Source organism: Brachybacterium subflavum (assembly GCF_009299795.1).
In the GTDB taxonomy this organism is placed as follows: domain Bacteria; phylum Actinomycetota; class Actinomycetes; order Actinomycetales; family Dermabacteraceae; genus Brachybacterium; species Brachybacterium subflavum.
The window spans coordinates 306,716-328,777 of record NZ_VIGP01000001.1; the positions used below are offsets into that span (position 1 = coordinate 306,716).

The 22,062-nt window shown below is 66.9% G+C and carries 22 protein-coding genes; 17 read left to right on the forward strand and 5 right to left on the reverse strand.

Annotated features, from left to right (window positions below):
* Nucleotide 1 precedes the first annotated feature (1 nt).
* The gene (locus FHG10_RS01300; protein ID WP_193636154.1) at nucleotides 2-1,078 is read left to right on the forward strand and encodes a 5-methylcytosine restriction system specificity protein McrC; all 1,077 of its coding nucleotides are present in this window, start codon (nucleotides 2-4) and stop codon (nucleotides 1,076-1,078) included.
* A gap of 38 nt (nucleotides 1,079-1,116) precedes the next feature.
* On the opposite strand, the gene FHG10_RS01305 is transcribed toward FHG10_RS01300, so the two are convergent.
* The 4 genes from FHG10_RS01305 to FHG10_RS01320 all read right to left on the reverse strand — a co-directional run bounded on the left by FHG10_RS01305 (nucleotide 1,117) and on the right by FHG10_RS01320 (nucleotide 5,538).
* The gene (locus FHG10_RS01305) at nucleotides 1,117-1,734 is read right to left on the reverse strand and encodes a hypothetical protein (RefSeq protein WP_152351528.1); all 618 of its coding nucleotides are present in this window, start codon (nucleotides 1,732-1,734) and stop codon (nucleotides 1,117-1,119) included.
* A gap of 395 nt (nucleotides 1,735-2,129) precedes the next feature.
* Nucleotides 2,130-3,098, reverse strand: coding sequence for a carbohydrate kinase family protein (locus FHG10_RS01310; protein ID WP_152351529.1), 969 nt, complete (start codon nucleotides 3,096-3,098; stop codon nucleotides 2,130-2,132).
* Nucleotides 3,099-3,238: 140 nt separating this feature from the next.
* Nucleotides 3,239-4,336, reverse strand: a complete 1,098-nt coding sequence (locus FHG10_RS01315; RefSeq protein WP_227487963.1) for a glycoside hydrolase family 172 protein — start codon at nucleotides 4,334-4,336, stop codon at nucleotides 3,239-3,241.
* 227 nt (nucleotides 4,337-4,563) lie between these two features.
* Nucleotides 4,564-5,538 (reverse strand): LacI family DNA-binding transcriptional regulator, encoded by a 975-nt coding sequence (locus tag FHG10_RS01320; protein WP_152351530.1) that lies wholly within the window; start codon nucleotides 5,536-5,538, stop codon nucleotides 4,564-4,566.
* A gap of 244 nt (nucleotides 5,539-5,782) precedes the next feature.
* Between FHG10_RS01320 and FHG10_RS01325 the strand changes: the two genes are divergently transcribed.
* The 10 genes from FHG10_RS01325 to FHG10_RS01370 all read left to right on the forward strand — a co-directional run bounded on the left by FHG10_RS01325 (nucleotide 5,783) and on the right by FHG10_RS01370 (nucleotide 17,468).
* Nucleotides 5,783-7,048 (forward strand): ABC transporter substrate-binding protein, encoded by a 1,266-nt coding sequence (locus FHG10_RS01325; protein ID WP_152351531.1) that lies wholly within the window; start codon nucleotides 5,783-5,785, stop codon nucleotides 7,046-7,048.
* Nucleotides 7,045-7,953, forward strand: coding sequence for a carbohydrate ABC transporter permease (locus FHG10_RS01330; protein ID WP_227487964.1), 909 nt, complete (start codon nucleotides 7,045-7,047; stop codon nucleotides 7,951-7,953). The genes FHG10_RS01325 and FHG10_RS01330 overlap by 4 nt, the downstream gene beginning before the upstream one ends.
* Before the next feature lie 10 nt (nucleotides 7,954-7,963).
* Entirely contained in the window at nucleotides 7,964-8,773 is an 810-nt protein-coding gene (locus tag FHG10_RS01335; protein WP_227487965.1) for a carbohydrate ABC transporter permease, read from the forward strand.
* On the forward strand, nucleotides 8,770-10,269 hold the full coding sequence (locus FHG10_RS01340; RefSeq protein WP_227487966.1) for a glycosyl hydrolase family 32: 1,500 nt from the start codon (nucleotides 8,770-8,772) through the stop codon (nucleotides 10,267-10,269). Before FHG10_RS01335 ends, FHG10_RS01340 begins: the two co-directional genes overlap by 4 nt.
* Nucleotides 10,270-10,434: 165 nt before the next feature.
* Nucleotides 10,435-11,472, forward strand: a complete 1,038-nt coding sequence (locus FHG10_RS01345) for a LacI family DNA-binding transcriptional regulator (protein ID WP_152351534.1) — start codon at nucleotides 10,435-10,437, stop codon at nucleotides 11,470-11,472.
* Between the two features lie 70 nt (nucleotides 11,473-11,542).
* A complete protein-coding gene (locus tag FHG10_RS01350; protein ID WP_227488012.1) occupies nucleotides 11,543-12,964 on the forward strand; it encodes an extracellular solute-binding protein in 1,422 nt (473 codons plus the stop codon).
* Nucleotides 12,961-13,851 carry a carbohydrate ABC transporter permease gene (locus FHG10_RS01355; RefSeq protein WP_152351536.1) on the forward strand — a complete coding sequence of 297 codons (891 nt, stop codon included), beginning with the start codon at nucleotides 12,961-12,963 and terminating at the stop codon, nucleotides 13,849-13,851. The genes FHG10_RS01350 and FHG10_RS01355 overlap by 4 nt, the downstream gene beginning before the upstream one ends.
* Nucleotides 13,848-14,699 (forward strand): carbohydrate ABC transporter permease, encoded by an 852-nt coding sequence (locus tag FHG10_RS01360; protein ID WP_152351537.1) that lies wholly within the window; start codon nucleotides 13,848-13,850, stop codon nucleotides 14,697-14,699. Before FHG10_RS01355 ends, FHG10_RS01360 begins: the two co-directional genes overlap by 4 nt.
* 52 nt (nucleotides 14,700-14,751) lie before the next feature.
* A complete protein-coding gene (locus FHG10_RS01365) occupies nucleotides 14,752-16,983 on the forward strand; it encodes a type 1 periplasmic-binding domain-containing protein (RefSeq protein WP_152351538.1) in 2,232 nt (743 codons plus the stop codon).
* Nucleotides 16,984-17,237: 254 nt separating this feature from the next.
* The gene (locus FHG10_RS01370) at nucleotides 17,238-17,468 is read left to right on the forward strand and encodes a type II toxin-antitoxin system ParD family antitoxin (protein WP_152351539.1); all 231 of its coding nucleotides are present in this window, start codon (nucleotides 17,238-17,240) and stop codon (nucleotides 17,466-17,468) included.
* Here the strand turns inward: FHG10_RS01370 and FHG10_RS01375 are convergent.
* A complete protein-coding gene (locus tag FHG10_RS01375; protein WP_152351540.1) occupies nucleotides 17,449-17,712 on the reverse strand; it encodes a type II toxin-antitoxin system Phd/YefM family antitoxin in 264 nt (87 codons plus the stop codon). The two genes, FHG10_RS01370 and FHG10_RS01375, sit on opposite strands and share 20 nt — an antisense overlap.
* Nucleotides 17,713-17,789: 77 nt before the next feature.
* On the opposite strand from FHG10_RS01375, the gene FHG10_RS01380 reads away from it, so the two are divergent.
* The 6 genes from FHG10_RS01380 to FHG10_RS01405 all read left to right on the forward strand — a co-directional run bounded on the left by FHG10_RS01380 (nucleotide 17,790) and on the right by FHG10_RS01405 (nucleotide 21,843).
* On the forward strand, nucleotides 17,790-18,425 hold the full coding sequence (locus tag FHG10_RS01380; protein WP_152351541.1) for a helix-turn-helix domain-containing protein: 636 nt from the start codon (nucleotides 17,790-17,792) through the stop codon (nucleotides 18,423-18,425).
* A 62-nt stretch (nucleotides 18,426-18,487) separates the two neighbouring features.
* On the forward strand, nucleotides 18,488-19,177 hold the full coding sequence (locus FHG10_RS01385; RefSeq protein ID WP_152351542.1) for a hypothetical protein: 690 nt from the start codon (nucleotides 18,488-18,490) through the stop codon (nucleotides 19,175-19,177).
* Complete coding sequence (locus FHG10_RS01390; protein ID WP_152351543.1) at nucleotides 19,174-19,401, forward strand: hypothetical protein; 228 nt, start codon at nucleotides 19,174-19,176, stop codon at nucleotides 19,399-19,401. The genes FHG10_RS01385 and FHG10_RS01390 overlap by 4 nt, the downstream gene beginning before the upstream one ends.
* Before the next feature lie 55 nt (nucleotides 19,402-19,456).
* Complete coding sequence (locus tag FHG10_RS01395) at nucleotides 19,457-20,431, forward strand: hypothetical protein (RefSeq protein WP_152351544.1); 975 nt, start codon at nucleotides 19,457-19,459, stop codon at nucleotides 20,429-20,431.
* 87 nt (nucleotides 20,432-20,518) lie between these two features.
* Nucleotides 20,519-21,490, forward strand: coding sequence for a hypothetical protein (locus FHG10_RS01400; protein WP_152351545.1), 972 nt, complete (start codon nucleotides 20,519-20,521; stop codon nucleotides 21,488-21,490).
* 95 nt (nucleotides 21,491-21,585) lie between these two features.
* Entirely contained in the window at nucleotides 21,586-21,843 is a 258-nt protein-coding gene (locus FHG10_RS01405; RefSeq protein ID WP_152351546.1) for a hypothetical protein, read from the forward strand.
* The last annotated feature ends 219 nt before the right edge of the window (nucleotides 21,844-22,062 follow it).

A 22,062-nucleotide genomic window follows, 5' to 3' on the forward strand; every position in this document is an offset into this window, starting at 1 on the left:
GGTGTTCGTCGCCGGTGCGGGGACGACACGTATCGACGTGCGCAGCGTCTGGTTCCTGCTGCTGTACGCCTCGGACCTGCTCGACAAGCTCACGGGCGAGAACCGGGAGCGTCTGCTGCGCGGAGAGCGGGACAACGATCTGCTGGACGCATTGGCCGAGGTTCTTGCGACGCGAGTGGAGCGCCGGGTCCGGACGATGCTCGCGCAGGGGTACCACCGCCGCCTCGAACCGCTGACCCGCGTCCGCGGACGCATCGACCACCTGGGGACGGCCCGCGGTCAGCTCATGCAGTCCGGGCGGGTGCTGTGCCGCTACGACGAACAGACGGTCGATCTGCCCCGGTACAGGTCCATGCTGGTCACGTTGCGGCAGGCCTCGCGCCGTGCCGTCTCCGCCCCGGTGCGGCAGCACTGCCTGACGACCGCGCAGATGCTCGAGCGCTCGGGCGTGGCCCCGGTGAGTCCGACGACGGCTGAACTCTCCAAGGAGCAGTTCGGCCACTTCGACGCCGAGGACCGCACATTGCTCACGCTCAGTGCGCTGGTGCGCGAGATGTGCGCACCAGAGCACAGCCCAGGGGAATCCGAGTTGCCGAAGATCCTGCGAGACGAAGGCGCGCTGCGGCGGCTGTTCGAGCAGGCCGTGCGAGGGTTCTACCGCCACCACCTCACGCCACGCGGGTACTCCGTTGCGGCCGAGCGGCGTTCTTGGCCAGCCACGGGGAGCCCGGCCGATCTCGCGTTCCTGCCGAACCTCAACGCGGACGTGGTGATACGCGATCACCACGAGCAGGTGATCGTGGAGTGCAAGTTCGCTCCGGTCTTTACTCAGCACCAGGGCAAGACGATGCTCAAGCCCGGCTACGTTCGCCAGCTGGTCTCCTACGCCTCCGTGTTCCGCGGTGAGTTCGCGGGGCATACACGAGCAGTACTGCTCGGCGCGCTCGTGGAGGGATCCGCGGGTCGGGATCTGGACGTCGAGATCGACGGACTACCCATCTCGGTGCGGCAGGTCGATCTCGCCGAAGGCCCTGCCCAGATTCGCGCAGCCCTTGCTGCGGTCTGGAGCCCTCAATAATACGCGTGACGCGCAGTTCGCCGAGGCCGACGCGGCGATCAGGGCCTCGCGATGTGCTGTGCGATGCGCGCTGCCATGCGAGCCCGCCCCACGTGGCTGGGCACCGGCATCGAGCTGGACCTTCTCGAGAGGGTGCCTGCGAGCTCATGCAGCAGCCGCGCCGTCGAGGCTGTAGCCGCGCAGCGGGACCCTATCGAGCCCCCAGGGTGTGTCGGGTGCGCTTGCCGGATCTCCATCAGAGAATTCAGGTCGGCGAGGTCTTTCGGATCAGAGAGTCTGCGTGCCTTCCAGCTGTGGGCCTTCAGCAACACGGCGACCTCGAGTCGCGGGATCCGCGTGCGGAACTCGATGGAGGAGCCGTCCAGCAGGTCAGCGGACACGTCCAGTATGAGGCCTGATCCGGACAACGCGAACGTGAGCTCGGGCAGGGTATCGACATGCCCGAGACCGGGGACGTTCCTCGGGCGGATGCCGCACGAGCTGCCGTCCTGTGGCATCAGCACGTTGATCTCGATCTCCTGACCGCCACCAGCCGGCTTCGTGAAGAGGCTCCCGGCTCTCTTCTCGAAGTCCTGCGTTTGCAGATGTTGGGCTCTGGGACCGATGACCTCCACGCTCTCGGCGGCGTGGTCGGCATCGTACGTCGAGTGCAGCACAGCACCAGGGCGTGGTGCCCTGGTATTGGACCCGCTTCTCCGACAGGACGCGGGCCAACTCACAGTTCTCCTCGGTCCGCGTGTTCGCCGGAACCCGGCAAGTGAAATCGTGACCTTCGATCTCGAATCCTTCGCGTCGTCCTGCTCGCATGCATCAATTGTCACCTCGAAGGGCGTCGGATCAGGCGACCATTCAGGAGATCGGCGCAGGACCGGGGTCAAAGCGCTCAGACCCGGCGAGCTGCTCCACTGCCGACCCGTCGCGGGTCAGGCGGGCGCGACCGGGGCATCGGCGCTCGTCCTCAACGTGGGCGGAGAAGATCCCCAAGTGCGCCACATAGAGTGGCGTGGGGAATGTGGAGGTCTTTGGCTAGCCGTTACGAACCATTCCCGAGCTACCAGGTAGCTGGCGCGTTCGACTGATCCACAAGGTCGCCGAACGCGTCTAGCTCGTGTCGGCTGGGAGGGTTTGCGCCGGGTCGGGACACCGTGATCGCCGCGCTTCGGAGCGCGGTCCGGGCGCACGTTTCGATGAACTCGCGATCCGCTCTCCGGGTTATCAGCTTCTCGATGCCCTCGGAGCGGATGATCTCGTAGATGAGCCCGGACATGAAGGCGTCGCCGGCTCCGACCGTGTCGGCAACGCCTGCCGGCTCAGCAGGGATGTCGCGGAAGACATCACCGGATGCGACGCTACATCCGCGCTCGGCGCGGGTAAGGACGAACAAGGTGACTCCGAGCGATGCGTACTGCTCGGCGATAGCGTTCCTGCTCCTGCCGGGGTAGAGCCAGGAGGCGTCCTCTTCGCTCATCTTTACGACGTGGGCCAGGGAGGCGAAGCCCTCCGTCTGGCGTCGCGCAGCCTCGCGGGAGGGAGTAAGCGATGGCCTGATGTTGGGGTCGAAGGTAACGAGGACGGAGGGAGAGAGGCTACCCAGCATGGATTCGACGTTGCTCGCGCCGGGGTCGAGGATAGTTGCGAGAGAGCCCGTATGCACCAAAAGTGGGTCCCCAGTCCAGAACTCCTCGAGCTGCCACTCGACGTCGAACTCGTAGGTCGCTGATCCGTCGGCGTCGAGGGTCGCGCGGGAAGTCGCGGTGCGGTCCGATGCCGAGCTGCCCGAATGCACTGCTACTCCAGCTTCGGCGAGGTGGCCTCGGACGAGGTCGCCGTTCGGGTCGCGGCCAATGCACGTCGCGAGCTGGGTAGGGAGGCCGAGCCGACCCAGGCCGACGGCTACGTTCAGCGGACTCCCTCCAGGATGGACCGATCGGCGTCCCTCCGCGTCAAGGATCACATCGACCAGCGACTCGCCGATGACCAGTGCGGACGCGCCAGGTTCTTGCTCGTCTCCCTTGTGCATGGTGGGTCCTCTCTGCGTGGGTGTTGCCTGTGGGGGGGGGTGACGTCGTGGCTCGCAGAACGAGGCCGCGGTATTCGAGGACGCGTGTCACGGAAAACCGGAGTCTCTCGGGAATGCCATGGGGCCTGGGTCGCGGCCGCCTACCTCGGTCTGCGCTCCTGCGGAGATCCGATCCTTCCGCCGACGCCGATCGGGCGGTCGAGGTACCAGTAGGCGACGCTGGCGACGTCGTCGTTACGCTCGAACAGGCCGGTGTCCGAATCGCCGATCATCTGCTGCGTTACCCGCAGATCGTCGGCGAAGTGGATGGGGTCAAGGAGATGCCAGCGGTACATGTCGAACTGCGGTGGCATGCTGCGCTCATAGTTCGAGAACATCGTCGTCTCCTTCGTGGCGACGCGGGTGAGGCCGAAGGAGTGACTGGAGTACGTGATCGGCACCGGCTCAGGGTTCTTGTGCAGGCCGTCCTGGAACGCCCAGGACCCACCGACGTAGTCTTCGAGTCCGGTGCTGGCCAGCGAGGGCCACTGCTCATCCCCGTCCACGAAGAACTTGATCTCGCCCTCGCCCCACCAGTAGCGCTCCAAGGACGTCACCGAGAAGAAGGTGCCTAGGTATGCTCCCCGCCCCCGGACCGTGTCCAGCACGACGTGGTCATTGCCTGCGCCGAGGTCCCCGTTGGAACGCCGCCACTGCGCGTGGAGGTAACCGGAATCCTCGCCGACCTCGTCCCCGGTGGTGGCATCGACCTGGTAGAAGAACCCCTTCACTGTGTCGGGATGCTCGCTGACGACGACGACCCTCGCCCGAGTACGGAACGGCATAGCGAGGTAGGAATTGAAACCAGAGTTCGGCGCGACCACGATCGGCAAAGACTCCACCCGGCTGGAGACCGCGCCGCCGCAGCAGAAGAAGTCCCCCAGCGGGGCCACGACGGAGGGGACCGGCGAGTCGTCCCAGTACATCTTCAGCACGAGATTGCGGTACACGAACGGATCCGCCTCGGTGATCGCATTGCACGTGATCCAGATATGTCGGATGATCCCGGGGCCCTCGACATCCGCCAGGACCAGTTCTTGACCGGGGCTAAGGTTGACCGCTGGTGCTCCCTTGCGGCCGACGCCCAGGACCGAAGCGGCCTGCGCTGCCGCCCCTCTGAGACCCTGCGGGTTCTCGGCGTTGAAAGCGCGGGACGAAATGCCGCGCTGCATGCGGATCGGGTCGAACACGTCGAGCACGTGGCGCTCCTTCTCACGTAGTAATCGTGCCCAGGGCTACCGGAATATCGGCTCCGGAAGGGGCGAGGAGAGACCGCTGACCTCTGCGGCGGACTGCCGAGATCGCCGCAAATCCCTTCGCGAGGAAAGCTAGAAGCGTCAATCGCTTGACGCAAAGCTTGGGCACCGCAGCGGGAGCTGGCGACGAAATCGGCCGACGTGTCGGACCATCTATCAGCCCTCGGCTCCTACCGCAGGATCAGTTGTGTCGCAATGCGGGACTCCTTCACCGGCGCGTCGTCATTGGCAATCCGCCTCAGGAGCGTGTGCGTGGCTTCCGTGCCGAGGGCAGCGGCATCCTGGGCGACCACGTTCACTCCACCGCACACCACTTCGGCCAGGGGGAAGTCGTCGAAGGCGATGAAGGAATCGGCTCCAGCATCGAAGCCGGCGCGGATCATGGCGAGAGTGGACAGGGAGTTGCCGGAGACGAAGGCCGTCGGCGGGTGGGGGAGCTGGGCGAGCCAGGCGAGGTGCTGGCGCGTGCGTTCAGCGTCGGGTCGGCGCTCGTAGATGAGCGCGTGATCTTCCGTCACCCCGTGGCGGGCCAGCGCCGCCCGGTACCCCTGCAGCCGCTCGGCTTCGGCGAACACCTCTGGGGCGTCGCCGACGTAGGCGATCCGTCGATGGCCCTGGGCGAGCAGGTGCTCGACGGCGTCCTGCATGCCTCGGGCGTTGTCGGACAGGACAACGTCGGTGCGCTCACCGGGCAGGGGGCGGTCCACGCACACCACTGCGGTCCGGCCCATCCAGCGCAGGAGACGCGGCCGAGGCGTACGCGTGGGAGCGAGGACCACGCCGTCGATCTGGCGAGCGGCGAGCGTCGCGAGGATCTCGGCCTCGCGCACGGGATCCCCCAGGCTCGAGGAGACGATGACGACGGTGCCGTCGTCCACGGCGTGCTCTACAGCGAGGGTCACCTGGGCGGCGAACGGCTCGGAGATGTCCTCGACCACCACCGCGATCGAGCGGGAGCTCGCCCGCCGCAGGCTCTGCGCGGCCGGGTTCGGCCGGTAGGACAGCGCCGCGATCGCGGTGAGTACTCGCGTGCGGGTGCCGTCAGCTACGTACCCGTCCCGGTTCATCACGCGTGAGACCGTCTTGGTGCTTACGCCCGCCCGCTCGGCGACGTCTCGGATGGTCGCTGGGCGATTCCGGTTCATGGGCGGACTCTGCACGAAGTCTCGAACAGGCAAGATACCTCAGGGGCGACCTTGAAAGATGTCACCGTTGTCATGTCCTCCCACCTGCCTCATCACGTCCTAAGTCCAGTTGACGGCCGTCTATCCGCGTCTTCGTCACTGGTCTTGGGCGGCAGTCTCTTCGAGACTTGAGACAAGGATGTCATGTGTTCGGGTGCAGCCGCCTCAGATGACGTCGAGGCCATTGACGAGGAAGTGAGGGAGCATGCGACGACGCAGCTTCTTGGCCGCCGGGGCCCTGGGCCTCGCAGGCATGACGAGCGCATGCGGTGCGACGGAGACGGGTTCCGCCAGCGACCTGCAGTTCTTCAACGACGCCGCGTCGTGGGAGCCCGGCTACCGCGCCGCCGGCGACGCGCTTCGCAGGCGATCGGGATGGGGCATGTCCCCGCAGACGATCCCGAATGCCTCCTCCTACGAGCAGGTGATCCGTTCGCTGCTGCAGACGAAGAACCCGCCGGACCTCGTCAAGTGGGGGAGCGGCTACCGAATGAAGGACCTCGCGCGAACCGGGTCGCTGGCCGATCTCGGCAGCGCCTGGGACTCGTCGGTCGCAGCCGGCTGGTTGGACGACGACATGCGGCAAGACTTCACGTACGACGGGGGCATCTACGGCATGCCCCTCATCCAGGGCTACTACGCCATGTTCTACAACGTCGAGGTCTTCGCGCGCCTCGGCCTCGAAGCCCCCGGCACGTGGGACGAGTTCCTCGCGGTGTGCAGAGCGCTCAAGAAGGGCGGCGTAACGCCGATCGGCACCACGCAGATGAACATCTGGCCCGTGGCGAACTGGTTCAGCATGCTGGCCTCCGCCTACGACGCCGACTGGTACCGCGCACTGTGCCGAAACGAGGCCTCCTTCCTGGACGACCGGGCGACGGGCCTGATGGAGCTGTGGCAGAGCATGATCCGAGACGGGCTACACACAAGCGCGGACTCGGTCGGCGACAACTTCCCATCCATGCTCGCCAACGGCCGCATCGGCATGCAGCCCACCCCGGTCAGCTGGAGCACCCAGTCGATGGAGCTCGCGGGCATGGCCCCCGGGACCGGGTTCGACGCATTCCTCCTCCCCGCCGTGCAGGCCCCGTCCCCGACGGTGGTCACAGAGATCGCGGGGCTCGTGGTCCCCGACCGCTCGCGCCACCGCGCCGAGGCGACGGAGGCTCTGGCGTCCTGGCTCTCCCCGCAGGTGCAGGAGCCCTGGTCCGACTTCCTCAACGGATCCAGCGCGAACCCGAAGGTCACCTGGTCCGATCCGATGAGCCAGCGCATCAAGGAGACGATCCTCGGCAAAGGCTTCGAGGTCGTCAACCGGTACTGGGAGAACTCACCGCCACCACTCGTAGTGGGAGTGACGCAAGACTTGGGCGGCTTCATGGCCGACCCCTCGGACCCGCGGGGCGTGCTGGAGTCCCTCCAGCGCAAGGCCGATTCCGAATGGTCCTACTGGCAGGAGGCGACCCGATGAGCGCTCTGACCGACCGCGGCGAGGCACTGTCCGCTCAGCGTCGCCGTGACCGGGTGGTCCGCGGCAGGCCGCGCCTGCTGTTCCTCGCTCCGGCCGTGGTCGTCGTGGGCCTGCTCGCGCTGCTGCCCTTCGCGCTCACCGTCGGGCGCAGCCTCCTCGACGACGCAGTGGTCGAACCGGGCTTCGCCGGCCTGTCCAGCTACGCCCGCCTCGTCACCGATCCGGTGATCGTCCGTTCCAGCGTCAACACGCTGTTCTGGCTGGTGGGAACCGTCGTCATCCCCGTGGGTCTGGGGCTGGCGATCGCCGCCCTGACGAACTCCGTCCCGTGGGGCAAGTACGCCCGCCTCGCGATCGTTCTGCCCTACGCCCTCTCGGGCACGGCAGTGGCTGTGGTGTGGAACTTCGTCCTACAGGACGACGGCGCGCTCAACTCGCTGCTGCGCGGCATCGGCCTCGAGTCCCTTGCCCAGCCCTGGCTGCTGAATTGGCCCGGCAACACAATCGCCCTCATCATCGCCAACTCCTGGCAAGCCACAGGGGTCGCCGTCATCCTCTACCTGGTCGGACTCCAGGGCATCCCGCGAGAGACCATCGAAGCTGCCGCGCTCGACGGCGTCGACGGCATCCGCCGATTCCGGCTGATCGTCGTGCCGCAGCTGCGCGCCTCGACCGCAGTCGTGATGGGCATCAGCCTCGCCAACGGCCTGAAGTCCTTCGACCTGATCTGGGTCCTCACCAACGGCGGCCCCGGACGCGCCACCGAGACCCTCGCCGTGTCCATGTACTGGCAGAGCTTCGTCCTCCAACGGCCCGGGTCGGGAGCCGCCATCGCCGTGGTCCTGACGATCATCGTGGTCGCCGTCTCCGTCGCCTACCTGCGCAAGCAGCTGCGCACGCATTGAGGAGCATCCCGTGAAGACCCTTCGATCCCTCGTCGTCGTCCTGCTCGCGCTGATCTGGTTCGTCCCCACCTACCTGATCGTCGTCAATGCCTTCACCCCCAACGATGCATACACCGGCGACGTCCGCTGGCTGCCAGGCGGCGTGGCCATCTTCGAGAACATGGCCGCAGCATGGAACGCCGCGCAGCTCGGCCCGTCGATGCTCAACAGCCTCGCCTACGCCGTGGTCGCCGGATGCCTCGCCGTCCTCGTGGCCGCCTTCGCCGGGTTTGCGCTCACCGCGATACCCGGCGGCCGGCGCGTCCTCTGGTTCTGGCTCATCTACGCCGGGTCCCTGTTCCCCGCGCAGGCGTTCCTGCGGCCGCTGTTCACCGGCTACGCCGAGACCGGGCTCTACGACTCGCGGCTGGGGCTGCTGCTGATCTACGTCGCCACGTGCATCCCCTTCTCCTTCTTCATCATGCGCAACCACATGCTCACCATCCCGCCGGAGATCGCCGAGGCGGCACAGCTCGACGGAGCGAACTGGTGGCGGGTCTTCACACGGTTCTACCTGCCCCTAAGCAGGTCGGCTCTCGCAGCCGCGTTCATCTTCCAGTTCGTGTGGGTGTGGAACGAGCTCCTGTTCGGCATCACCCTCAGCTACAGCGAGCAGATCCGCCCCGTCATGGCCGCGCTCGCGGGCCTGCAGAGTAACTACGGCACCGTCGGCCCGCCCGTCGTCCTCGCCGGGGCGCTCCTGGTTTCGCTGCCCACCGTCATCGTCTTCCTCGCCTTCCAGCGCGTGTTCGCCTCAAGCCTCGGCGGCACGCGGATATGACCCGGGCACGGCACTCCCGCCGTGTCCTCACGGAGCCGAAGCTCCAGCCCGATGCCCTCTACTCGATCGAAGGACTGACCCGCACCATGCCCGACATCCACTACCAGCACCCCGGCACCTGGTTCGGGGACTGCATGCCGTTCTTCCACGACGGCGCGTTCTACCTGTTCCACCAGCGCGACGGCCGCGACCCCGGGCCCCTCCCGGACTGCGAGCCCTTCGGCTGGGCCCTCGCCCGCACCACGGACTTCGTCGAGTACGAGGACCTCGGCGACGCGATCGTCCGCGGCGGGGAGCACGATCAGGACCAGTTCATCTACGCCGGCTCCGTCTTCGAGGCAGACGGCACCTTCTACGCCATGTACACCGGCTTCAACCGCGACCACTTCGCCGCCGAGGGCAAGCCGTCGCAGGTCCTCATGATCGCCGAGAGCGACGACCTGATCCACTGGCGCAAGACCGACAAGTCCCTGGTCGCCCCGCAGGAGGGATACGACCCCGACGATTGGCGCGACCCCTGGGTCGTCTACGACGAGGACGCCGGACACTGGGTGATGATCCTCGGAACCCGCAAGGCCGGCCCCAAGACCCGGCTGAGTGGCTCGACGGTCTACTTCACCTCGACCGATCACGAGACCTGGGAGTTCCAGGGCGACTTCTGGGCCCCGGGCCTGTTCACGATGCATGAGATGCCGGACGTGTTCCGCGAAGGCGACTGGTGGTACCACCTCGTCACCGAGTACAGCGACAAATCCAAGACAATCTACCGTCGCTCTCGCTCTCTCTACGGGCCGTGGGAAGCGACCGGGGACGACGCCTTCGACGGACGCCCGTACTACGCGGCGCGCTCCGTGTCCGACGGCGAGCACCGCTACCTCGTCGGCTGGGTCGCCACACGCTGGGACGACGACGACACCAAGACCTGGCAGTGGGGCGGCACCCTCCTGATCCACCAGGTCATCGCGCGCGAGGACGGCACCCTAGGCGTGAAGATCCCCGACGCCGTGCAGGCACACCTCACCGCATCTTCCGCGACCACCGTCGCCCCGTTCGCGGTCTCCTGCAGCGACGGCCTCGCCCAGCGGTCTCTCGCCGACTCCGTGCCCCAGCCGTGCCTGCTCGAGACGACGCTGACGGTCGCGCCGGGCACTCGGGAGATCAACCTCCGCTTCGGCGAGGACACCGCGACCGACGTCGGCTACCAGTTCTCGATGATCGTGGACGAGCAACGCCTCGAGTTCGACAAGCGCCCCAACTGGCCCTGGGGCCAGCTCGACAACCGCGGCCTCGAGCGCCCACTGCCGGACCTCGCTGACGGCCAGGAGCACCGCCTGCAGCTGCTGCTGGACGAGGACATCGCGACGCTCTACGTGGACGACGTCGCCCTCAGCACGCGTTTCGAGAACCCGGCGGGCACCGCCGTCGTGCTCGACGTCGTCGACGGGTCCGCCGCGTTCGGCGGGACGACGATCTCTACCAGCGCCAGCCGGTACTGAGCATCGGGAGCCCAGGGCCCGCGCACCCGGAGCGGATGCGCGGGCCCTGCACGACTCCCGCCCCTGAGGGTGAGGCGGAGATGTTGCCGAAGCGAGTCCGTTGGCCCGTTGCGGCAAACCTTTGCCGTCCATACCTTCCCGACTAACCGACCAATGGAGGGACGCATGGCAACCAGGCTGCAGGACATTGCAGAGCGCGTCGGTGTCTCCCCGTCGTCCGTCTCCCTCGTCCTCAACGGCCGGGCCGACGGCCGGGTCAACGCCGTCTCCGCTGCCCGGATCCGCGAGGTCGCCGAGGACATGGGGTACATGCCCAACATGCTCGCCCGGGGTCTGAAGACTCGCAGCTCGAAAACCATCGGGGTGCTCGCCGAGGGCGTCGCCTCGATACCCTTCAGCGGTCAGATGCTCGCGGGCGCGCAGGAAGCCGCGTGGCGGCAGGGATACCTGCTCATGGTCGTGGACACGGGCCATCACAGCGACCGTAACGTCCGCGCCATCAAAGCGCTCATCCAGCGCGACGTCGACGCCCTGATCGTCGCCGCAGACTACCCCCGGGATGTCCGAATCCCAGACGTCCCCGCTCAGATCCCCGTGATCGCACTCAGCGCCATCCCCCACCCCGAAGACGCTGAGCACCGCCGCGTGGACGCAGTTCTGCCCGACGACGAAGCAGGGGCATTCACCGCCGTCACCGATCTCCTCCGGGCCGGGCACCGGCGCGTCGCCTTCCTGAACCTCGACCACACCGGTTTCGAGTACGCGCAGACGCAGCGCCTTGCCGGCTATCGCCGTGCATTCACCGAGGCCGGCCTTGAAACCGAGGACCGCTACATCGCCACCGCCCCCGGCCCCGAGACCGTCGACGGCCAGGACGCAGCCGCGCGCCTGCTCGCAGGTCCGGAGCCGCCCACCGCCGTCTTCTGCTTCTCCGACCGCATAGCCGTGGCCGTCTACCACGCCGCGGCGTCCTGCGGGCTCCGCATCCCGGAGGATTTGTCCGTCATCGGCTTCGACGACCAGGACGGCGTCGCGAACTCGCTGAGCCCCGGCCTGTCCACCGTGCGACTCCCGCACCGCGAGATGGGCGAATGGGCCGCGCGCACCGCGATCCGCCGCGTCCACGGATACGGCGGTCCATCGCTGAAGCAGCTCGTCCCATGCCCCCCGATTACCCGTGGATCAGTGGGTCCAGCGCACTGATCCACGCGATCAAGAGGCCTCCGCTCGTCGGCGGGGCCGCACAACGACATCAAAGGAGAACGTCGTGACGATGCACAACTCACTCGGCCTTCCACCCGGGGCCAGCCCGCCGGCGAGGTTGTCCCGCCGGGGCCTGATCAGAGCGGGCGCGCTCGGCCTCACGGCATCGGCGGCCGCACCGCTTTCGGCATGCGCCGGCAGCCGCACGACAGCCGGTTCCGGCAAATCGCTGGCTTTCATGTACTGGGGATCGACCTACGAGGACCAGATCGTGCGCCAAATGCTCGATGGGTTCTCACAGCAATACGATGTACCGACTATTCCGCGGTTCACGCCGGGCAGCAACGATCAGTACGACACGAAGCTCAACGTCCTCGTGGCGGCCGGCGAAGCGCCCGACGTGCTCTACTCCCACGAGCACATGGCCTATAACCTCGCCGAGCGAGGGCTGGCGTACAACCTCTTCCCAGCGTTCGACACCCACCCCGAGCTCGCGAACCGCTTCCCCGGCTCCTACTACTTCTGGGATGACGGCAAGTGTCTGGGAAACGAGACCGGGCTGACCGTCAACTGCCTGTATTACCTCAAGCCCGCGTTCGACGAAGCAGGTGTCCAGTATCCGCCCTCGACCGCCAAAGAGGCGTGGGACTGGGACACGTTCGTCGACAACGCGAGGGCGCTGACCCTCGACGCCGAGGGCAGACATCCCGAGGACAACGGCTTCGACCCCTCGCACGTCGCCCAGTACGGCGTTTCCGGGTTCTTCAACTCCAACGCCTGGTACGCCATGGTGCGGGCCAACGGCGGCGACCTGACCACGAAGGACGGCACAGAGTACGCCCTGGACTCGCCGGAGGCTATCGAGGCCCTCCAGCACCTCCAGGACCTCATCCACCTCCACCACGTCGCCCCGATCCCGAAGCCCGGTGGATCCTCGGGATCGGACACCAGCGCCGATTTCCGATCGGGGAAGGTCGCGATGGCCTTCGACGGCACTTGGACGATGCTCAACCTCAACCAGCAGAACATCGACTACGGCATCGGGGTCCACCCCAAGCACCAGGAGACCCTCTCGCTGCAGTTCTCGGGCTGCACGATGATCAACAACAGGACCCCGATCCCGCAGGAGGCTACGGACTTCTACGTCCACCACAACGACCCCCGCGCGCTCCCCGAGCTGTTCACGTCGGGACTCTGGCTCCCCCTGGACATGAAGTACTACACCGAGCCCGAAGACATCGCGTTCTGGACGGACAACGAAAACCATCCGCCGGAGTTCAGGACCGCCGTCATGGACTACCTCCAGACGAACACAGTGACCAGCTTCGTCCAGACACTGCGCAACATGTCGCGCATCCGCGACGTGCTCTTCCCCGCCATCGAGGTGATCCAGCAGGGCCACGAGAGCGCAGCAGACGTCTGCACATCGCTGCGCGACAAGATCCAGCCGCTCCTCGCCGGGGCGTACCCCAACCCGATGGAGAAGCGATGAACCGCCGCAGCTGGCAGGCCAAGACCGGCCTCCTCATGGCGCTGCCGACGATGATCGGCCTCGTCGTGTTCATGTTCGGCCCGATGATCGCCTCGCTCGTCATCAGCCTCACCGACTGGCAGATCGGTGCGTCGCCGAGCTTCGTGGGGCTGGACAACTACACCGAGCTGTTCAGCGCCGACCCGCTGTTCTGGAAGTCCCTGTGGGTCACGCTCTACTACACACTGCTCACCGTCCCGCTGCTGCTGGTGGTCGCGTTCGGCGTCGCCCTCCTCCTAAACGCACGGGTCCGCGGGAAGGGGCTGTTCCGCACGATCTACTACCTGCCCGCCCTGGTCCCGATCGTCGCCAACGCCGTGCTGTGGAACTGGATGTTCAACCCCGACTTCGGACTGTTCAACGAGATCCTGCGGTCGGTGGGGATGTCGACGTCCAACTGGACTTTCGACGAGCGCACCGTCATTCCCTCGCTCGTGCTCATGACGGTCTGGGGATTCGGCAACATCATGGTCATCTTTCTCGCGGGCCTGCAGGACGTCCCCGAGTACCTCTACGAGGCCATCAGTCTCGACGGCGGCAACTGGTGGCACGCGTTCCGCAACATCACTCTTCCGCTCATGACGCCGATCATCTTCTACAACCTCGTCACCAGCCTCGTCGCGACGATCCAGACGTTCGACCAGGCCTACATCATGACCAACGGCGGACCGAACAACGGATCGCTCTTCATCGTCTATTACCTCTATCGGTCCGCCTTCACCAACTCGATGATGGGGTACGCCTCCGCCCTCGCCTGGGTGGTTTTCGTCCTCATCGGAATCTTCACCCTGCTGCTCTTCCGCTGGTCGCGCAGCTGGGTCCACTACGGCATCGGAGGAGCGCGATGAATTCGCACCGACAGTCGAAGAAGACCCGAGCGATCGTCCTCTACACGGTGCTCATTCTCGGCATCGTTCCGACGGTACTGCCCCTGGTCTGGCTCGTGCGCAGTTCGCTCATGGGCGACCAGCAGATCTTCACGAGCCCCCCGGAGTGGATCCCCGACCCGTGGCTCCCGCAGAACTACGCCGAGGTCTTCACCACCGTCCCCTTCGGGCGGTACCTCCTGAACACGATCATCGTCGAAGCCGGCGTGCTGGTCGGAATGATCCTCAGCTGTTCCCTGGCCGCCTTCAGCTTCTCACGGATGCACTGGCGGGGCAGGGACCTCGTCTTCGGCCTGACGATCAGCACGCTGCTGCTTCCGTATGCGGTCACGATCATCCCGACTTTCTGGATGTGGCAGAACCTTGGGGCCATCGACACCTTCGTCCCGCTGATCGCGCCGGCGTTCTTCGGCGGAGCGGGCATGCAAGGGGCCTTCTACATCTTCATGCTCCGCCAGTTCTTCCTCAACATCCCCTACGAGCTCGACGAGGCCGCCTACGTCGACGGCGCATCGCCGTGGTGGGTCTGGTGGCGGGTCGTCATGCCCCTGGCCAAGCCCGCCGTCCTCGTGGTCGTCATCTTCACCTTCGTCAACACCTGGAAGGACTTCCTGGGTCCGCTCATCTACCTCAACAGCCAGAAGAACTACACCCTGGCGGTGGGCCTCGCCTCGTTCCAGGGCGCGTACACGGGCCAGTGGGGCCTACTCATGGCCGCCGCGACCATGGTGCTCCTGCCCGTGGTGCTGCTCTTCTTCCTGGCTCAGAAGTACTTCGTCCAGGGAGTGACCTTCACCGGAGGCAAATAGCTCCCCTCCCGGCCATTCCCCGAAACACGCATCGAAAGGCACAACCCCCTCCATGACTGCCCCTGCTCCACTCACCGCCAGCGCCGCGCTGGGCTACGACGAGCGCCGCGCCGCGCGAGACCGAGCCAGCCTATTCAGCGCTGCCGGACTGTCCTGGCCCGCTGCCCTCGACCCCGAGGCGGTGCACGCCCGGAAGACGGACTACCCCTTCAGCGTCGACGTCTCCAACAACGCCGTCCTCGGGGCCCTCGACGCCTCCGGACGCCTGCGCCGCGCCGTCGCCGCTGATGGAATCGAAGACGTTCGCGGCCGCGCGATTCCCGGCGTGTACATCCACAAGCAGCTCAGCTTCTGGCAAGGATGCATCGACCTGGGCGTGTTCGCCGCCACGCCGGACGGGGAGCGAGTGCTCGACCTCTCCGAGGGCAGCCTCGAGTTCCGCGATCGGGTGATCCCCGTGTTCCGACAGCGGGGCCACGGGATCGAGGTGCGTCGCGAAGTGTTCGCGCCCACCGGGGACCCCGCCCCCGCCGAGATCCACGCACTGCTCACCCTGAGCAACGACACTGACCAGGACCGCGAGGTGACGGTGCGCCCGCAGATCGACGCCGGACCCGTCCACGACCTTCCGCCCCTTAACCCCGTCGTCGTCCTCGTCGGCGAGGACGGAGCCAGCAGCGCAGGCGAGCTGGCCGTCCGACTCGCGCCCGGGGCCGCGCGCCGCGTCGGCGCGGTGATCCGACTCGACCGCGACTCCGCCGGGCAGCCACGCCCGTCCGCGCCTTCCGTCGAGGACATCGCCCGTTCCCGCGAGGAATCCGTGACGAGCCACGTCGGCTCCCTTGGAACACTCGACGTGCCCGAGGACCCCTGGATCGGCGAAGTCCTCACGAGGGCCAGCGAACTCGCCCGCCAATCGATGCTGCTCCTGCCCGACGGCACCGCGGCAGGGTCCTTCTGGGGCTCCAACGCGAACCCGCTGCCGGACGTCTGGACCCGCGACTTCGGCTACGCGGCCCTCGGCCTGCTCGACTCGCAGCCCCGACTCGCGGGCAGGGCCATCGACTTCCTCGCGAAGTACGGCCTTCCCGAGCGACCCTGGGAGCGCGAGGCGGAGATCAACCCCGAGGCCACAGGATTGCAGCACTCCCTCGGCAACGCCTGCCTCGCCATCGTGCTCTCCGCGCTGTTCATCCAGCGCCACGGGAGACAGGCGCTCGATGACGCCACCACGTACGTGATCGAGCACGCGCGCCAGCTCGGAGAGACGCTTCTGGCCGAGCGCCCCGGTCGCATGGGCCTCTACAGGACCCTGTACATCTCCGACGGTCCCTCTCGCGGAGACTTTCACATCGGATCGAACATCCTCGCCTGGCGGGCAGCCACGGCCCTCGCTGACGACTTCTCCGATGCCCTCGGGACGGAGGTCGCGCACGAGCTCAGGGCCCTAGCGGAGGAGTTGCATGAGGCGATCTCGGCGCGCGGCGTGCGGGTCGTCGACGGCGAGGAGATGTTCGTCGAAGGCATCTACGCCGACGGGCAGTACGTCCGGGCCCACGACGGGGAAGAGAGCGACCTGACGCTGGCCTCCGTGTACGGATTCGCTCCCCGCGACGACCACCGAGTCCGTGCCCATGCCCGGTGGGCGGAGAGCCCGCGGGACCCGTACTACTCGCGCATCACCGGCGGCGTGGACTTCTGGGACTGGGACGACTACAACGGCGTCACCTACCCAGGGCACATCCATATGCTCTCCATGGCGGCGACGCGTGCCGAGCTCGCGGCCGCGCTCCGGGCCATTCGCGAAACCACCGACCTCGACGGGTCATTCTGGTGGTGGCCCTTCAAGCACGCAGAGACCGAGCCGAGCCGCGTCAAACGCGGCCTAGGCAAATGCGGCTGGTGCGCCGGCGAGTTCGTCAGCTTCATGGTCCACGACGTGCTGGGCGTGACCCGCGACCACGACGCCCGCACGCTGACCTTCGCGCCCTACACCCCCTGGCAGCGCTACTCCTGGACCGGATTGCAATTCCGCGGCGGAGCCATCGATCTGAGCGCCGACGACACCAGCGTGGCCGTCACGAACCGGACCTCCGACGCGCTCACCGTCACGCTCCAGGTTTGCCTCCGACCCGGAGACATGATCGAAGACGTGACACTGAACGCGGAGAATTTCCGCTACCAGTCGGAGATCGTCTCCGCGTACGACTCGGCAGCGGTGCGGGCCACCGCCACGGTGGCACCCGATACTACCGCGACACTGGCTGTCCGAACCTCGTCGTAGCCACAGCTGATGCCTGATTGATCGCCACTGGAGCGCCATGTGCAAGGGGCACCGACCTCGGGGCGGCTCCTTTCGCACATGGTGCAACGCTGGCGAGCGTGACCTGCAACTTGTTGACAGAATGAAGGGACTGCGTCCCGTGGACATCACTTTTGCGAGACGAGACCGCCCCCGATGCCTCGTCTATCGAACGCGTCGAGCTAAGTTAACCTCGCCAGACGATGACCAGAAGTGTCGGGAGGTACGTTCGACCCATGGCCCAGAACTTCTCCGTCAGCCTGGACGACCACTGCGTACGCTTCCTTGCCGAAGAGGCCGCCTCGGGGCGCTATCGCACCTCGAGCGATGTGGTCCATGCCGGTCTGCAGTTGCTCGAGGAGCACGAAAACCAGAAGCGCGCCCTGCGGTCATCGCTCATGGTTGGCGACGCGAACGGCACACCCGAGACCCTCGACATCGACGCATTCATCGCCGATAAGCGTTGACGAGCTCGAGTTCAGCCATCAGATCGCGGTGGCTGATTGATCCACCGTCCTTGCGGGCCTCAGCGGCAGCCTCGGCGTCGATCTTGTCCTCGAGAGCCTCGATGGCCCGGTCGTAGAACTCCGGCGAGACGACCACCGCTCGACGTACGCCGCCTCGGGACGTGAGGGCGACGGGCTCGACCTGCGCCGAGGCCACAAGGTCGCTCAGTCGGCGGCGGAACTCTGACAGGGACACGACAGTCATGTGGCCATCGTGCACCGTGCGCAAGACAATCACTAGGCGCTGCCGATGATCTGGGGCCCTCAGCGGAGGAGGTAGCGATGCGCGGACGCCTCACCGAGGAGCAGCGCGCTCAGATCGCAGCGGACGCCCATGACTGCTACGAGGCAGGGGAGTCCTGGCGCGAGATCGCGCTCGAGCTCGATCTCCACCCGGGCACCATCCAGCGTCTGGTCGCACAGCGCTGCCCCGTGACGTTCCGTCGCTGGGGCCAGAAGCCGGTCGCGGATCCCGCGGAGGTCGCGCGCCGGCGTGAGGCGGGGGAGACCCTGGATGAGATCGCAAGGGCGCTCGGCTGTTCGAGGACGGCGGTGCGCACGGCGCTCGAGAGCGAGCAGGGGCCGCCGGTGACGCGGTACCCGAGGCTCGCTGCGCGCAGAATGCCCACCGACACCGAGCTCGCAGAACTCCGTCGACTGCTGGAGGCGTGCCCGCCGGCACCTCGGTCACGGCCCGGGTACCTGGATCTCGGTGGACCTGAAGGACTCCAGGTCGCGACGCGCTGTCTGGTGCTCGTCGACGACGGCATCCCGATGGCGACGCTCTCGCGGGCGCTCGGTCACGGCCCCACATGGGTGCACTGGCTGCTGGGCAAGCACGATCTGCAGCCGCCCGAACGGCAAAGTCGCAGTACGAGCCGGAGGACGCGATCGGTACTCTCGGGCGATCAGGCCTGAACGACGCAACAAGACCGTCCGACCCATCCCCGAATGTCCCTACCTGCCGGTATATTTCGGACATGACGATCGATCCTCTGCGGCGCGTCCTCGACGCCGTGCGCACAGAGCTCGGCGACCCCGACACCTGGGGAGCGCCGGTGGAGATGCGCGACTCCCTGGCGCTGTGCGCCCTGAACTCCGCGTACTCGCTGCGCGCGAGCAGCACCTCCGTCCGGGGCGTACTGCGCCGCTACCGCGCCCACAGGATCACCGAGGGCGCGGATCCCGAGAAGGACTCCGGCCCTGATCTCATCGCGGCGATCGATGCCGCCGGCGGCCCGGACAGGTTCGCCCGGGACGTGCTGGAGAATCGCACCCCGCTGCCGCGCACGCGGAGCCTGCGCCCGAACGGCATCCGCGAGGCCCTGACGAACCTCGAGGCGCTCGGCGTGACGACCGCAGAGCAGCTGCGGGATCGTCACGAGGACGCGAGCGTCCGCCGCGCCTGGGTGGTCGCCAAGGGGCTGGGGTCGCAGTCGTGGAACTACCTGTGCATGAACGTCGGCGTCGGGACGCTCACGAAGCCGGACGTCATGGTCCGTCGATTCCTCGGTCGCGCGGTCGGGGAGAAGGTGACCGCGGGTCGTGCGGCTCAGCTGGTGACGGACGCTGCTCGTGAGCTCGGCGTCGAGCCGCGGGCGCTGGACCGCGCGATCTGGTTGCACGAGTCGCCCACCGGCAAGGACAAGACCGAGGAGGCCGCGTCATGAGCATGATCCAGGCCGGCGACGTCAATGCCCTGCGCGGCGCAGCGCGCGTGCGGTTCGAGCACCAGGGAACGACCTACGAGGGCACCGTGACCTGGGCCGAGGACAACGACTCGATCCTCTCCCACGAGAAGAACCACCCCGGCTGCATCAGCCTCGTGCTCGGCACCGGGCAGTCGCTCAGCGACCTGCCGAAATCGACAACCGTCGAGACGCTCTGGGCCTGACGACCCCTCTGACTCGCACCGTACCCACCACCCCTTTCTCTCCACAGGAGCTGGCATGACCATCCACGATTCCCTGCAGCACGTTCCCCTCGCCTCCGAGAAGCCGCGCTTCTCGCGCCGCACGCTCGCCCTGCTGCCCGGCGTCCTCCTCGGGGGAGCGATGGCGCTCGGCGGCGAGAGCACAGCGAGTGCCGCTGGCTCCAGCCTGCGTTCCATGTACGTCTACCTGTCGTACTCCGCGTCTGCGAGTGTCGACGGGAAGATGCACGCTGGTGGGAGCGTCTCAGCCTCGCTCACGGGTCTGCCGAAGGGCGCGGCTGTGAAGTACCAGTGGCGGCTCAACGGTGCGAACGTCAAGGGCGCGACCAAGGCCACCTTCAGCATCCCGACCTCGGCCGCCGGCAAGACGCTTTCGCTGCACACCGTCGCCACGGCGAAGGGGTACGAGACCGACAGCGCGGTGTGGTCGCTCGGCCGCGTCGCGCTGCGTGCGATGCACATCAGCATGGGGTACTACACGTTCTTCGACTCGCTGATCACGGCCGTGCCTCAATCGCTGCCGAAGGGCGCGAACGTGAAGTACCAGTGGCGTCTCGATGGGAAGGACGTCAAGGGGGCGACCAAGGCCCAGTTCAGCATTCCGAACTCGGCCGCCGGCAAGAAACTGACGCTGAAGTTCCGCGCCACCGCGAAGGGGTATACGCCCTACGAGTACGAGTTCTCGAGAGGCGTCGTCAAGGGCGGCAGCACCAAGAAGACGCTGAAGGGCTCGACGCCCACGATCACCGGTACCCGGCGCGCCGGCTCGAAGCTCACCGCCCATAAGGGCAGCTGGACGGCCGGCACCACCCGCACCTACCAGTGGTACGCAAACGGCGTCGCCATCAAGGGCGCGACGAAGTACACGCTCGTCGTCCCGAGCTCCGCGAAGGGCAAGCAGCTCACCGTGAAGATCACCGGCCGGAAGTCTGGCTACACGACCCTCACGAAGACCTCCGCGAAGACGTCGAAGATCGCCGCACGGCGGTGAGTGCACCGGGACCCACTTTCCACCCTAGAAACACCCTTGGAGCCCTCCACCCGGAAGGCTTCTCGAACCCCTTCCACAGGAGCAGTCATGACGATCAACGAATCCCTGCAGCACGTCCCTCTCGACGCCGGGAAGCCCCGCTTCTCCCGTCGCACCCTCGCCCTCCTGCCCGGCGTCATCCTCGCCGGTGCGACAGCACTTCGTGCTGCACCAGCGGCGCAGGCGGCTCCGCTTCGCACCTTCGAGCTTCCCACTCCGACTCTGTCGGGGTTCATGACCGTGGGGAAGTCGATCACGGTTAATCCCGGCAAATGGCCGGCTGGAACCAAGCTCACCTATGAGTGGTATTACTTCGACGGCCCCGGCAGGGACGGCGAAATCAAGGATGTCCACGGCCCCACCCTTCACATTTCTGCTAAGTATGTGGACTGCTCGCTCGGCGTGTTCATCACTGCCACGAAGCCCGGATACGAAGACGCGCTGGTTGGCGCGGACACGCCCTGGGGCTTCAGCGTCGGCAGGGCACTGAGGACGGCGACGCCGACGATCTCGGGCAGCGCCAAGGTGGGATCGAAGCTGACGGCGAAGCCGGGAACCTGGACGAGCGGCACCAAGTTCTCGTACCAGTGGAAGGCGAACGGTGTCGCGATCAAGGGGGCGACCAAGTCGACGTTCACCGTCACCTCAGCCCAGATCGGCAAGCCGATCACGGTCACCGTGAAGGGGACGAAGTCCGGGTACTCTCCCGAGGCCAAGACGTCGAAGGCGACCGCGAAGGTGCCGGCGAAGGCCCTGACGGCGGCGACGCCGAAGATCTCTGGCACGGCTCGCGTGGGCCGCAAGCTCACCGCGAAGGCGGGCACGTGGACCTCGGGTACGAAGCTCGCCTACCAGTGGTACGCCAGCGGCACCGCGATCAAGGGGGCCACCAAGCCGACCCTCACGCTCGCCACGGCCCAGAAGGGTAAGCAGATCACCGTCAAGGTCACAGGCACCAAGAGCGGCTACGCCACCACTTCGAAGACGTCTGCCAAGACCTCGAAGATCGCCGCCAGGTAACGCTGCGCGCCCAGCAATCACGAAGGCCCCGAGGGAACGTTCCCTCGGGGCCTTCGCTCTGCTCGATTGTCCGCCTGCGGGTGCACACTGGCCCCATGACGATGGGGGAGACGATCAGCGAGTACGACGGGAAGAAGCTCATCCCGCCGATGACGCGCACAGACACCGGTTGGGCCGAGCAGCGTCCGACGCCGTGCCCGGTGTGCGACACGGCCGAGAACATGATCGGCTGGCTCGCCTGCGCCTGCCGGCGCGACACCCTCATGGGCGGGCACCGAACGTGGATCTGCCAGCGGTGCGGTCACCGGCGCGTGCTCGGGTGCCTCGGAGAGACGCCGGGCGCTGTGCGGTGAACGGGGCTCAGCGCTCCTTCTCCTCCGCCAGACGCTTCTTCTCCATCCGCTCCTTCAGCCTCTTCTCCCGCTCGCGGGAGCGCGCACCCAGATCTTGGTAGCATCGCTCATGGCGTGAGATTTCCTCTTGACGGTGGTGACTCGCGCCGCCGCGACCCTGCCAGTTCGAGCTGGCGGGGTCGCACTCTGTGCGGCACGAAACGGATGATGACCAGGGGT